We start from the raw sequence: 12,553 nt of genomic DNA, 5'->3' as shown, positions 1-12,553 counted from the left end.
AGAAATAGCGACACCAGAAAGAAAATCTATCTCGCAGGCGTATACTGAGAACTGCCAATCAGAAGGAACAGAACCAGATGCGTTTACTTAATCGACTAAAATGGCTGCACGCCTTTGAGGCCACCGCCCGCCATGGCAGCTTTACCGGCGCTGCGCAGGAGTTGGGCGTAACGCCCGCCGCAGTCGGACAGTTGGTACGCGCACTGGAAGATTGGGTGGGCCATCCGCTGTTACACCGATCCCGTTCAGGTAAAGAGCGCCTCACGCTGGTTAGTGAAGCGCAGGACGCATTACGCGACATTACCCAAGGACTGGATAACCTCGAATCCGGGCTGAATAAACTGCGCGGTCGTCGGGCACGCTCGGTGGTAATCATCACCGCCTCTCAGGTACTGGTAATGAACTGGCTGATGAGTCGTCTCAACCGTTTCTCGCAGGCGCATGAAAACATCGAACTACGCCTGAACGTGACGGAAAAATTAATGGATGTCGCCCACGGCGAAGCGGATTTGGGTGTGTGCTGCGGAAAAGGTGACTGGCCAGGAGTCAACAAAACCAGGTTGATGGATGAAGAGGCCGTTCTGGTCTGCAGCCCGCTCCTCGTGCCAACAGAAAAAATATCCTGTGGTGAATGGTTGGCCACACAGAAGCTGATCCATGATGATACCCCCCACCACGGTGCCAATTTTCCGTCCTGGGATGATGTTCTGAATGCTACCCATGCTCCCGCCGCACGCGAAAGCGGGCTGCACATCAACTCCACCGCCACCGTGATTCTGGCAGCACTCAGTGGTCAGGGTGTGGCCATTGTGCGCCTCGCGCTGGTGCAACAACTTCTTACTGACGGACAACTGGTCCAGCTTCATCCCAACGTCCGCTGGCCTCTGGCATGGTCATACTACATCGTCACGCCACAGCACGCGGCTATGCGCCCTGAGGTGAAAATCTTTAATGACTGGCTGAAGGCGGATGTGCAGGCAGAGATCCATACCATCTCTGATATGATGCCTGCACACAAATAAGACAATACAACCATGCCGAGGGAATAATGAGTTCCACCAGAAGAGGGATGATGAACGTCCTGATTGCCGCCGTATTATGGGGAAGTTCGGGCGTTTGCGCGCAGTACATCATGGAGCAAAGCCAGATGTCGTCGCAGTTTTTAACCATGACGCGCCTGATTTTCGCCGGACTCATTCTGCTGATGCTCTCGTTTGTGCACGGCGACAAAGTCTTTTCGATCATCAAAAACCGCAAAGATGCCATCAGTCTGCTGATCTTTTCTGTGGTCGGCGCGCTCACCGTACAGCTGACTTTTCTGCTGACCATTGAAAAATCCAACGCCGCCACCGCAACAGTACTGCAATTTTTGTCACCAACTATTATCGTGGCGTGGTTCTCCGTAGCGCGTAAAGCGCGACCCGGCATTTTAGTGCTCACCGCCATTCTGACTTCACTTATCGGCACATTCCTGCTGGTGACTCACGGCAACCCAACCTCGCTGTCTATTTCACCTGCCGCGCTGTTCTGGGGGATCGCCTCCGCCTTTGCCGCCGCGTTCTATACCACCTATCCCTCTACGCTTATCGCCCGTTACGGTACGCTGCCGATCGTTGGCTGGAGTATGTTGATAGGTGGCCTGATCCTGCTTCCGTTCTATGCCGGAGAGGGAACGGACTTCGTGGTCAATGGCAGTTTGATTCTGGCGTTTTTCTATCTGGTGGTGATCGGCACATCGCTAACGTTTAGCCTGTACCTGAAAGGCGCGCAGATGATTGGCGGACCGAAAGCGAGTATTTTGAGCTGTGCGGAACCGTTGAGCAGCGCCCTGTTGTCGCTGTTATTGTTAGGGATTACGTTTACCCTGCCTGATTGGCTGGGCACGCTGCTGATCCTCTCTTCTGTAGTGCTGATTTCAATGGATTCCCGTCGCCGCGTCCGAACGGTATAACACCGAGCGGCGCGGCTACAGAGGGGTATTACCAGCCCGGTACCGCGCCGCCGTTAAAGATTTTTTCCGCCGCTTTTGCGACTTCCGGAGACTGATAAGATTGCAGGAACTCTTTTACGTTCTCGGCATTTTTATTGTCTTCTCGCGCCACCAGGATATTTACGTACGGCGAGTTTTTATCTTCGATAAACACGCTGTCATGTACTGGCGAAAGTCCGGTTTGCTGAATGTAGGTGGTACTGATGATCGCCACGTCTACTTTCTGATCGTCCAGCACGCGCGGCAACTGCGCGCCTTCCAGCTCCATAATAGTCAGATGACGCGGATTATCGGTGATATCCAGCGCCGTCGGCAGCAGACCGGTTCCCTCTTTCAGCGTGATTAATTTTTCTTTTTGCAGCAGCAACAGCGCACGCCCGAGGTTAGTGGGATCGTTAGGTATCGCAATCGTCGCACCGTCTTGCAGTTGATCGACCGTTTTGATTTTTTTCGAATAACCGGCCATCGGGAAGACAAAGGTATTGCCCACCGCCACCAGCGTATAGTTATGCGCTTTATTATCCTGATCCAGGAACGGACGATGCTGGAAGACGTTGGCATCCAGCTCACCCTGATTAGTTGCATCATTAGGCAGTAACGAACCACTAAATCCCACCAGCTCAACATCGAGTCCGTACTTCTCTTTGGCCACCTTCTTCGCGACTTCCGCCACATCCTGCTCTGCGCCGTTAATCACACCGACTTTAATGTGTTTTGTATCACTGCTTTGCTGGTCGCAACCTGCCAGCAATAATCCCACCAGCAATACCGCGGTCCCAGCCCCGAAATAGGGTTTCTTCAGCTTCACGTTTTTATCCTTTTGAATTAACCGCCCATTGAGTAATGAAATGACTATAGCGGGAAGGCCGCTGCGGTTTATAAAATGAAAAAGCATCAGCAAGAAGAAAAAAGCATAACGGAAATAAGAGAGATTAGTCGGAGTGTTCCATAAGCTCATCAATGGATAGCCCGGTAATTAGTAGCACCAGGTCGCGATCGATACCCTTTTCAAGCATGGCATGTGCAATCCGCAACGCTTCGTCCTGCTTTCCTTCCTGTTTTCCTTCTTTTCTCCCCGACTCACGTAAGCATTCTGCAATAGTCATTAATCTCTCCTTGTGTTGGGGAACGCGCCCGGCAAGCCTGCGGATAAACACCTCAAAACGGGTCGCACTACCAGACTGTAGCAAGTAATTAAACAGCGTTTCTATCTGGCTGTCATTAGCGTGTTCCTTAACAAGCAGGACCGTCAGTTTATCCACCAGAAGCGTCAGGTCGCGCTCACGGATATGCTTTTGAACAAGCTCCAGCAGAGCCATCCGCCGATGCTGCATAATCTCATCATCAGACACCACGGTGATGTCCACCAACGGAAAAGGCGCATCATAAAGTTGCCGCGCTATCTCTGGCTCGGCAAATTCATCCAGCCAACTTAGCGAAAAGGGATATGGGCTTTCCACACCATGGTAAAAAAGTATCGGCACCACCAGGGGCAACGTTTTATACCCGGCGTCGAGATGACGCTGCATCGCGGCAATGGCATAGCGCATCAGTCGAAATGCCATGTGGGCATCCGGCGAACTTTGATGTTCAATCAGCGCATAGATGTAGCCATTACCCTTCGTTGTTTGCAGAGACCACAGTACATCGGAATAGCTGGCCCGCAGGTCTTCCTCTACAAAACTGCCGGATTCAAGCTTCAGCGTGTCCAGCTTGCAAAGGTCGCGTAGCGATTCAGGAAGCCAAATATCCAGGAAATCCCTCGCCGTTTCCGGGTGGGCTAAAAACCTTTTAAACACCGCATCATGCGGCGTGGATGTCGTGCTTTTTTTCATGGCGATCCATCACCTGCATTACAAGATGACGGGACCTTACTCGCCTATCGCATAATCCACATCAGGCAACGTTTAAGCCTGCGAGGTGCTTTGGGAGATAAATACACACTACTGTAATGTATTCATTTTCAGGGAATGATGTTCGCAAAAATGCCCGGAGGCGCTAACGCTTACCGGGCCTACACGGGCTGCTGAAACGCATAACCGGCTGTGACGGTCATCAAAACGTTTTCGATAAATAGTGGCGTGCGGCACCTTGCTCCGGAAAATTTTCGAGGGTTAATTGCAGCTGGTAGCCGTTCTTTTGATAAAATGGTAGCGCCTGGAAACTCAGGGTATCAACCAGCGCATGCAGACATCCTCTCTCACGAGCCGTCTTTTCTGCTGCCTGAATAAGATTCGTGCCGTAACCCCCTTTACGCAGGGATTCATGCATCCACAAAAACTCGATACACAGCCATTCACCTTTGATTTTGCCGATCAGCCCACCCTGTATTTCATTGTGTTCATTGCGCCAATAGACCGCCAAATCGCCGAAATTGCTCGTTTTCAGGAACGGGAAGTTGTAAGCCCGCAGGCCAGTAAGCAGCGCGTTTTGATCGTCTTCGGTAACCGTATCCGTAATCTGTATCTGCATTCTATCCTCCTGAAAAAATACAACTTCTGGCTGATTTGGTTTTAGACATTAACACAGGCTGATGAGTGAGCCTTATGGCGTCTACACTTACTCTTGAGATGATGCGCATCGACAACAAGGATTATTATCATGAAACGAGCCGTTTTTCCGATTATTGCCGTCCTTTTCACGCTGCCGGGTCTGGCGCAGGCCGACTCGGCTTACGGTTCTCTACAGGCAGTTCACGAAAAAAACACCGTATTAAAGGACTTACGCAAAATTTGTACCCCACAAGGGTCGCCGTCGGATGAAGTATGGGAAAAAACGATTATGTCTGATACGCGTAATCAGCAGCACATTCGCGAGGCCATTTTGGCAATACAAAGGAGTAATCAGAATAACTACTGGGATGCGCTGGGCAAAGTGGAATGCCCGGATATCTAGGCGTGAAGCGCATGGCTTCACGCCTGATTAAGACAGTTAACGCTGAGGAATAATGAGGTCGCCACGCAGCACGTATGAACCCAGCACGTTCTGGGTTTTCTCGTTCAGCCAACTGACAATGCGTGCCGCCATCGCATCCATTGAATACTCAATGGCCGGGATAGTTGGAATGCCCGGCAGATGCAGCGACCCGGCCAGGCTAAAGACCATAATGTCTCCCGGCACCGATTTATTAAACGCCTGCAGCTGCGGGATAACCCGCTGGGCCTGCTGTTCGTCCGCCACCAGCAGCGCGTTAAAATTGAGCGTTGACGCGTTATTGAGCAGCTCCTGCAATGCCACGGAGGACGACGTGGCTTCCATAAACACCAGATTGCGGTTAAACGGCAGGAAGTTTTTTTCCAGCGCATGCTTGTAGCCCAGCAGCACCTGATCCGAGAACCCCATACCGTCCGGGTGGATCAGTGCAATCTGGCGTCGGTTCTGGCTTATCAGGTAGTTACAGGCTGTTTCGGTAGCAAACGCGTGATCAAACTGAATGCTGTTGACGTCATCGCCAGAGTCCAGGCAATCCACCAGAATGACATTCTCCTGGCTAATGCTCAGCGGGAACCGCGCGCCAATAATCAATACGTCATCGCACAACCCACAGCTTAATTCATCCAGGGCGTTCATCACTTCCGCTTTGCTATTGGCAAAACGCAGCAGCAGATGCTTTTGATGCTGGCTAAGGTGTTTTTCCAGCGCGTAGAGATAGCCGGTAGTCTGGTTAATGTTATCCTGCGCGCAAATCACCCCAATACAGCCGGTAGACTGACTCAGCAGCGACTGTGCAATCACGTTCGGGCGATAGTTCAGTTCATCCACCGCTTTCAGCACGGCAAGACGGCTGGCCTCTTTGACACCACGTGAACCGCTCAACACGCGTGACACCGTGGCCTTTGACACCCCGGCCAGACGCGATACATCGTTGATAGTAGACATCATTCTCCCCTGACAGGACCCGCCTGGCCCTTTCCTTCCTGTATTTAACACTGGCTTAAATAATCGCCACTCGCAGTATATCTGTTTCCGTTTTTCATGGAAACCGATTTTCCATTTGGACTCAAAAAGAGATCAAATCGCCGAATTTCGTGAGCCAGATTCAAATAATTAGCCTTATAACAATAAGATCTTGATGGCCGTCACAGTTCTGTTTGCGATGAATGGAAACCGGTTTCCGTATGATATCAAATCAGACTCGCAATATGTTTTTACATTTAAAGGATGGTTCACCATGTTCAGGATTATGTTGTGTTGCTCTGCAGGGATGTCCACCAGCATGCTGGTTCGCAAAATGGTTGAAGAAGCGGAAACGCGCGGGTTGCCCGTGAAGATTGATGCATACGGTGTTGCCGAATTTGATACACAGTTTCCAAATTATCAGGTGGTGCTGCTAGGCCCCCAAGTAAAGTACATGCTTACTACGCTCTCAGAAAAGGCTGCCACCCAGGGTGTACCCGTAAAAGCCATAGATATGATGGATTACGGTATGCAACGCGGTGACAAAGTGCTGGATTATGCCCTGTCGCTGATTGAAGCGGCACACTAGAAAGGTATCAATATGAGTTCGTTATATCAGTCAATGGTTGCCGTCATTGAACAATCCATCACCCCGCTCGCCGGAAAACTGGGGCAGCAAAAGTATGTGATTGCGATTCGTGACGGTTTTACGGCGGCGCTGCCGTTTATGATCATCGGCTCGTTCATGCTGGTGTTTATTTTCCCTCCGTTCTCTGCCGAAACCACCAACAGCTTTGCCCGTGGCTGGCTCGACTTTTCTGCCACCTACCGTGAACAGTTAATGCTGCCGTTCAACCTCAGCATGGGTGTTATGACGTTCTTCATCTCCGTTGGCATTGGCGCCAGCCTTGGCCGTCAGTTTAATCTCGACCCAATTATGTCCGGGCTGCTGGCTTTTATGGCATTTCTGCTGGTAGCAGCGCCTTATGCCGACGGAAAAATCTCGACCCAGTATCTTTCCGGTCAGGGAATTTTTACCGCCCTGATTACCGCCATTTATTCCACCCGCGTGTATGCCTGGCTGAAGCAGAATAACGTGACAATCCGCCTGCCAAAAGAAGTGCCGACCGGCGTCGCGCGTTCATTTGAGATCCTGATTCCGGTGCTGGTGGTAATTGCCACCCTGCATCCGCTGAACCTGTTTATCGAAGCACAAACCGGGATGATCATTCCGCAGGCGATTATGCACCTGTTGGAACCGCTGGTTTCCGCCTCTGATTCGCTGCCAGCGATTCTGCTTTCCGTCCTGCTGTGCCAGATTTTCTGGTTTGCGGGAATCCACGGCGCACTGATTGTCACCGGCATCATGAACCCATTCTGGATGGCCAACCTGTCCGCTAACCAGGCGGCACTGGCGGCAGGTGCGGCGCTGCCGCACGTTTATCTGCAAGGCTTCTGGGATCACTACCTGTTGATTGGCGGCGTGGGCTCAACCTTACCGCTGGCGTTCCTGCTACTGCGCAGCCGCGTCGCCCACCTGCGCACCATCGGCAAAATGGGAATTGTGCCTAGTTTCTTTAATATTAATGAGCCTATTCTGTTTGGTGCGCCGATCATCATGAACCCGATGCTGTTCATCCCGTTCGTCTGCGTTCCAATGATCAACGCCGTACTGGCCTATAGCGCTACCAAGCTCGGCTGGATAGCCCAGGTCGTGTCGTTAACCCCGTGGACCACGCCAGCGCCAATTGGGGCATCCTGGGCTGCGAACTGGGCATTAAGTCCGGTGGTGATGTGCTTTATCTGCATGGCAATGTCGGCGCTGATGTACCTGCCTTTCCTGCGTGCGTACGAACGTTCTTTGATGAAATCCGAAGAGCAAAAAGCCCAGGATGCCGTCTCCGTAGCGAACGCTGCCCGTAGCAACTCATAATGAATCAAGGAGTCAGAACAATGAGATACCGTTTTCCTGAAAACTTCTGGTGGGGCAGTGCCTGCTCAGCGCTGCAAACCGAAGGGGATAGCCTGAACGGCGGTAAAAGCCAGACCACATGGGACGTGTGGTTCGACCGTCAGCCAGGTCGTTTCCATCAGGGGGTTGGCCCGGCAGACACCTCCGGTTTTTATCAACACTGGAAACAGGACATCGCACTGCTGAAACAGCTACAGCACAACAGCTTTCGTACATCCTTGAGCTGGTCGCGCCTGATCCCGGACGGCACCGGCGAGGTCAATCCCGAAGCGGTCGATTTCTATAACAACGTCATCGACGAGCTGCTGGCGCAGGGTATCACGCCCTTTATCACCCTGTTTCACTTCGATATGCCAATGGTCATGCAGGAGAAAGGCGGATGGGAAAATCGTGAAGTTGTGGAAGCCTTTGGCCGCTACGCCCAGACGTGTTTTACATTGTTCGGCAATCGGGTGAAGCACTGGTTCACCTTCAACGAACCGATTGTCCCGGTAGAAGGCGGCTATCTGTATGACTTCCACTACCCGAACGTGGTGGATTTCAAACGTGCGGCAACCGTGGCTTACCACACCGTACTGGCGCATTCGACGGCGGTCCGTGCGTATCGCGCTGGCAACTATGACGGTGAAATCGGCGTAGTGCTGAATTTAACGCCGTCTTATCCGCGCTCGCAAAATCCGGCGGATGTGAAAGCCGCACACCATGCGGATCTGCTGTTTAACCGCAGCTTCCTCGATCCGGTATTAAAAGGCGAATATCCGGCGGACCTGGTGGAACTGTTGAAACAGTACGATCAACTACCGGCCTGCCAGCCCGGCGACAGCCAGCTCATCGCCGAGGGTAAAATCGACCTGTTGGGCATTAACTACTACCAACCACGCCGGGTGAAATGCCGCGATAGCGCCGTCAATCCTGACGCGCCGTTTATGCCAGAGTCGCTGTTTGATTATTACGAAATGCCGGGACGTAAAATGAATCCGTACCGTGGCTGGGAAATCTATGAGCCGGGCATTTACGATATTATTACGAATCTGCGTGATAATTATGGCAACCCGCGCTGTTTTATTTCTGAAAACGGCATGGGTGTAGAAAACGAGCAGCGTTTTATTCAGGACGATCAGATTAACGACAATTACCGTATTGAGTTTGTCTCGGAACATCTTAAATGGCTGCATAAAGGCATTAACGAGGGTTGTCATTGCCTTGGTTACCATATGTGGACCTTTATTGATAATTGGTCATGGCTTAACGGATATAAAAACCGCTACGGTTTTGTCCAATTAGATTTAGCCACGCAAAAACGTACAGTGAAAAAGAGCGGCGAGTGGTTTGCGAAAACTGCCGCCAATAATGGATTCGATTAAAAAGAGAGCATCATGATTGCATTAGAAGAAGCAGTAATGGAAATCATCGTCAATGCCGGGCAGTCACGCAGCCTGTGCTTCGAAGCACTGCACGCCGCGCGCGCCGGGAACATTGACGAAGCGAAAAGCCTGCTTCGTGAGGCTGACGGCTATGCCCGTCAGGCTCACCACATGCAAACCAAATTGATCGAACAGGACGCCGGGGAAGCCCGGCAACCAATGACATTAATTATGGTGCATGCGCAGGACCACTTAATGACGTCGCTATTAGCCCGCGAACTGTCAGAAGAAATCATTCATCTGTATCAACGTTAGTTTCTAAATAACACTTTCTGAACGGAGTATTTATTACGACTAAATAAATCATTTCTGTACCTATTAAAAAACAAACAAATCAACTTGTTTTGGTGATAGCAAATTCAACCGAGACGGGATGGTTATTATCTTAAAATAAATGAATACACACGCTTATTCAGAATGCCAATGGCAACCTGAAGGGTTAAGTGTCAAATGAGATAACCATGAACATAAAAAAACTTCCATTAGCCATGGCGGTCGTGGCCGCGCTGTGCCCAATTTCTGTGCTCGCACAGGAATTTACGCAGGAACAAATCGACGCCATCGTCGCCAAAGCCGTCGATAAAGCGCTGGCGGAACGCCAGGCGAAAATGGACGCTGCCGTGGCGAAGAAAACCGATGTGATTAACGAACCGCAAAGCGCGGCGCAGTCGCCGGATATGGCGATACCGTTCGGCGTGAAGTTCAGCGGCTACGCCCGTTACGGCGCGCACTTCCAGAGTGGCGATCAGAAATACGTTGGCGTTGACGGGTCCTATAACGGTGCATCCGCGATTGGTCGTCTGGGTAACGAAGGCAACGGTGGCGAATTCCAGCTCTCCAAAGCGTTCAAAAGCGACAACGGCGCAATCTGGGATATCAACGTGATGATTGACCACTGGGGCGACGAAGTTAACCTCAAAAAAGCCTACGCGGGCGTGACCAACGTGCTGGAGTCCAATCCGAACGCCTACATCTGGGCCGGTCGTGACTTCCATCAGCGTCCACAACAGGGCATCAACGACTACTTCTGGATGAACCACGACGGCCAGGGCGCCGGGGTGAAGAACTTCGACATTGGCGGCGTACAGTTTGATGTCGCCACCGTCGCCGCCGTCGAATCGTGTAGCCCGGAAGTCATGGAAGACGAAGCTAACCCTTCACGCATTACCTGTACCGGCGGCTCCGGCACCGGCGATAAAGGTAACTACGCGGTGACGTCAAAAATCCACAATATGAAGGTCGGCCCGCTGGACCTGGAGATCTACGCCAACTATGGCTTTGACTCCAAGGCCGTCGAGAGCGATGACCGTCTGAAAGCCTGGCAGGGCGCTTTTGTGCTGAGCCACACCAACGACAGCGGCGTGAACAAGGTGATCGCCCGTTATTCGGATAACTCAGACAACAGCGTCTACAACAAAACCGACGACCTGACCACGGTTTACGCCAGCTTCGAGGGGAGCCATAAGTTTACCCGCCAGGCGCAGGTGGAATACCTGCTGGCGTTCCATGACTACGACAACAGCGCAGATAAAAGTGATAACCGTAAGAACTACGGCGCAATTGTACGCCCGATGTACTTCTGGAACGACGTTCACTCCACCTGGCTGGAAGCGGGCTATCAGCGCGTAGATTACGACAACGGCGGGGATAACAGCGGCTGGAAGCTGACGCTGTCGCAGAACATGTCGATCGCCATGGGACCCGAATTCCGCCCCATGCTGCGCTTCTACGTGACAGGCGGCAAAGTGGACAACGACCGCACCGCGCGCGTCAACGGCACGAAAGACGAAACCCTGGACGACTTCAACCTCGGCGCGATGTGGGAAGCGTGGTTCTGATAAGGAATCATGCATTATCGTCGTTACGTAGGCCCGGTAAGCACCGCGCCACCGGGCACGATGCCGGAGGGCGGCGTTAACGCCTTATCCGGCCTACGTAGACGGTCCCGCAATGAATATTGGGATCATTGCATACCCTTTATGCGCACTTTCGCTGCCACCACTAGCGCCGTCAGCAGCATCAGGCTGCCGGAGAGCATCAGGGGCGACAGCAGTCCGAGGTTATCAAGCGCATAGCCTCCCACCGCAGCCCCACAGGTATTGGCAAGCTGGATCACGGCGACCTGGACGGATCCGGCTTTTTCTGCCTGATCGGCCAGCGAGCGGGTGATCCACGTCGACCATCCCACCGGCACCAGCGCAAACGCCAGCCCCCAAACAATCGCAATACCCGCGGCGACCACTTTGTCACTGCCCCAAAAAATCAGGATCAGCGCGCTGATCGCCAGCACCAGCGGTGCACCGGCTAATGCCAGTTTCACCGAGCGCTTCAAAATCATCGACGAGAGCGACGTACCCACAAAACTGGCAATACCAAAGCTCAGCAGCACCAGCGTCAGGCCATCCACATCAAATCCCGCCAGATTCATATACACCGGGCGAATATAGGTAAAGAAGGCAAACTGTCCGGCAAAGGACATAAAGATGGCGATCATGCCGGCCATCACGCCCGGACGCTGGAGCAGGCTGAACATATTTTGTTTCTGGTGCGACGGCTCACCGGGCAGCGAAGGCAGCGATCTCACCACCCAAATGGTGCACAGCACTCCCATTACCGCCGCAGCATTAAACACGTTACGCCAGCCGATAATACCGCCTAAAAAACTCCCCAACGGTGCAGCAATCACCAGAGCAATAGAGACCGCGCCGAAGATAACCGACAGCGCCTTCGGCACCGTACGCGCGGGAACCAGACGCATAGTCAGCGACGCCGACATCGCCCAGAATCCGCCCAGCGCCAGCCCCAAACAGGCACGGCCCACCAGTAGCAACGCAAAAGAGTTGGCGAACGAGACCAGCAGGCAGGAGAGCGTCAGCAGCACTGAGAACAGGATCACCACATAGCGACGATCGGTCGCCTGAATGATTTGCGTGACAAACAAGCTGGCAAACATGGCGACAAAGGCCGTCACGGTGACCGACTGCCCGGCAACACCTTCTGAAATGCCCAGATCCTGCGCCATCGGCGTCAGCAAACTGACCGGCAAGAACTCAACGGTTATCAGGCAGGCAACACAGAACGCGACGGCAAATACCGCCGACCAGTTAGGTCGGGCATTCACCTCTGCGCGGGATTTTTGTTCAATAACGTCACTCAATTTTGTAACCTGCGTAGGATTATTGTAGAAAAGTTACGCAGTGTAACATTAAAAATGTGACGTATTTAACGTTTTAACAACTTTCACCGCCGGACGGCGATGCCAAATAGCCA

Annotated in this window: 13 protein-coding genes; 8 read left to right on the top strand and 5 right to left on the bottom strand. The window is 52.4% G+C overall.

Features of this window, described 5'->3' with window-relative positions; all coding sequences use genetic code 11:
* Nucleotides 1–77 precede the first annotated feature (77 nt).
* Both M2374_RS14885 and M2374_RS14880 read left to right on the top strand, forming a co-directional pair.
* On the top strand, nucleotides 78–1,022 hold the full coding sequence (locus M2374_RS14885) for a LysR substrate-binding domain-containing protein (protein WP_181688623.1): 945 nt from the start codon (nucleotides 78–80) through the stop codon (nucleotides 1,020–1,022).
* A gap of 26 nt (nucleotides 1,023–1,048) precedes the next feature.
* Nucleotides 1,049–1,951 carry a carboxylate/amino acid/amine transporter gene (locus M2374_RS14880; protein WP_146718191.1) on the top strand — a complete coding sequence of 301 codons (903 nt, stop codon included), beginning with the start codon at nucleotides 1,049–1,051 and terminating at the stop codon, nucleotides 1,949–1,951.
* Between the two features lie 28 nt (nucleotides 1,952–1,979).
* On the opposite strand, the gene nlpA is transcribed toward M2374_RS14880, so the two are convergent.
* From nlpA to M2374_RS14865, 3 genes are all read right to left on the bottom strand, one after another.
* Nucleotides 1,980–2,798: a lipoprotein NlpA gene (gene nlpA, locus M2374_RS14875; protein WP_135911190.1), complete on the bottom strand. Its 819-nt coding sequence runs from the start codon at nucleotides 2,796–2,798 to the stop codon at nucleotides 1,980–1,982.
* Nucleotides 2,799–2,922: 124 nt separating this feature from the next.
* A complete protein-coding gene (locus M2374_RS14870) occupies nucleotides 2,923–3,825 on the bottom strand; it encodes an Rpn family recombination-promoting nuclease/putative transposase (RefSeq protein WP_181688622.1) in 903 nt (300 codons plus the stop codon).
* Nucleotides 3,826–4,045: 220 nt separating this feature from the next.
* Nucleotides 4,046–4,462, bottom strand: a complete 417-nt coding sequence (locus M2374_RS14865; protein WP_135911189.1) for a GNAT family N-acetyltransferase — start codon at nucleotides 4,460–4,462, stop codon at nucleotides 4,046–4,048.
* Nucleotides 4,463–4,591: 129 nt separating this feature from the next.
* Here M2374_RS14865 and M2374_RS14860 point away from each other — a divergent pair, with 129 nt between their 5' ends.
* Nucleotides 4,592–4,885: a YicS family protein gene (locus tag M2374_RS14860; protein ID WP_115257133.1), complete on the top strand. Its 294-nt coding sequence runs from the start codon at nucleotides 4,592–4,594 to the stop codon at nucleotides 4,883–4,885.
* Nucleotides 4,886–4,921: 36 nt separating this feature from the next.
* Here M2374_RS14860 and M2374_RS14855 read toward each other — a convergent pair whose 3' ends face one another.
* Nucleotides 4,922–5,869: a LacI family DNA-binding transcriptional regulator gene (locus M2374_RS14855; protein WP_137362526.1), complete on the bottom strand. Its 948-nt coding sequence runs from the start codon at nucleotides 5,867–5,869 to the stop codon at nucleotides 4,922–4,924.
* A 292-nt stretch (nucleotides 5,870–6,161) separates the two neighbouring features.
* Between M2374_RS14855 and M2374_RS14850 the strand changes: the two genes are divergently transcribed.
* From M2374_RS14850 to M2374_RS14830, 5 genes are all read left to right on the top strand, one after another.
* Nucleotides 6,162–6,476 (top strand): PTS sugar transporter subunit IIB, encoded by a 315-nt coding sequence (locus M2374_RS14850; RefSeq protein ID WP_096759495.1) that lies wholly within the window; start codon nucleotides 6,162–6,164, stop codon nucleotides 6,474–6,476.
* A 12-nt stretch (nucleotides 6,477–6,488) separates the two neighbouring features.
* A complete protein-coding gene (locus M2374_RS14845) occupies nucleotides 6,489–7,820 on the top strand; it encodes a PTS sugar transporter subunit IIC (RefSeq protein ID WP_096759028.1) in 1,332 nt (443 codons plus the stop codon).
* A gap of 20 nt (nucleotides 7,821–7,840) precedes the next feature.
* Entirely contained in the window at nucleotides 7,841–9,223 is a 1,383-nt protein-coding gene (locus M2374_RS14840) for a glycoside hydrolase family 1 protein (RefSeq protein ID WP_146718193.1), read from the top strand.
* 12 nt (nucleotides 9,224–9,235) lie between these two features.
* Nucleotides 9,236–9,538, top strand: coding sequence for a PTS lactose/cellobiose transporter subunit IIA (locus M2374_RS14835; protein ID WP_008786514.1), 303 nt, complete (start codon nucleotides 9,236–9,238; stop codon nucleotides 9,536–9,538).
* Between the two features lie 206 nt (nucleotides 9,539–9,744).
* Entirely contained in the window at nucleotides 9,745–11,121 is a 1,377-nt protein-coding gene (locus tag M2374_RS14830) for a carbohydrate porin (RefSeq protein WP_096759026.1), read from the top strand.
* A gap of 125 nt (nucleotides 11,122–11,246) precedes the next feature.
* On the opposite strand, the gene nepI is transcribed toward M2374_RS14830, so the two are convergent.
* Nucleotides 11,247–12,440, bottom strand: a complete 1,194-nt coding sequence (gene nepI / locus M2374_RS14825) for a purine ribonucleoside efflux pump NepI (protein WP_115257129.1) — start codon at nucleotides 12,438–12,440, stop codon at nucleotides 11,247–11,249.
* Nucleotides 12,441–12,553: the final 113 nt, after the last annotated feature.

Source organism: Citrobacter sp. JUb117, assembly GCF_024809055.1.
GTDB lineage: Bacteria > Pseudomonadota > Gammaproteobacteria > Enterobacterales > Enterobacteriaceae > Citrobacter > Citrobacter gillenii.
Note: the sequence above shows the minus strand (reverse complement) of the source record. Positions and strands in the feature narration are given on the sequence as shown.

Excerpts from the sequence above, each read along its gene's own strand:
- M2374_RS14885 (WP_181688623.1), top strand. The coding sequence starts at position 78 with ATGCGTTTACTTAATCGACTAAAATGGCTGCACGCCTTTGAGGCCACC.
- M2374_RS14880 (WP_146718191.1), top strand. The coding sequence starts at position 1,049 with ATGAGTTCCACCAGAAGAGGGATGATGAACGTCCTGATTGCCGCCGTA.
- M2374_RS14870 (WP_181688622.1), bottom strand. The coding sequence starts at position 3,825 with ATGAAAAAAAGCACGACATCCACGCCGCATGATGCGGTGTTTAAAAGG.
- M2374_RS14865 (WP_135911189.1), bottom strand. The coding sequence starts at position 4,462 with ATGCAGATACAGATTACGGATACGGTTACCGAAGACGATCAAAACGCG.
- M2374_RS14860 (WP_115257133.1), top strand. The coding sequence starts at position 4,592 with ATGAAACGAGCCGTTTTTCCGATTATTGCCGTCCTTTTCACGCTGCCG.
- M2374_RS14855 (WP_137362526.1), bottom strand. The coding sequence starts at position 5,869 with ATGTCTACTATCAACGATGTATCGCGTCTGGCCGGGGTGTCAAAGGCC.
- M2374_RS14850 (WP_096759495.1), top strand. The coding sequence starts at position 6,162 with ATGTTCAGGATTATGTTGTGTTGCTCTGCAGGGATGTCCACCAGCATG.
- M2374_RS14845 (WP_096759028.1), top strand. The coding sequence starts at position 6,489 with ATGAGTTCGTTATATCAGTCAATGGTTGCCGTCATTGAACAATCCATC.
- M2374_RS14840 (WP_146718193.1), top strand. The coding sequence starts at position 7,841 with ATGAGATACCGTTTTCCTGAAAACTTCTGGTGGGGCAGTGCCTGCTCA.
- M2374_RS14835 (WP_008786514.1), top strand. The coding sequence starts at position 9,236 with ATGATTGCATTAGAAGAAGCAGTAATGGAAATCATCGTCAATGCCGGG.
- M2374_RS14830 (WP_096759026.1), top strand. The coding sequence starts at position 9,745 with ATGAACATAAAAAAACTTCCATTAGCCATGGCGGTCGTGGCCGCGCTG.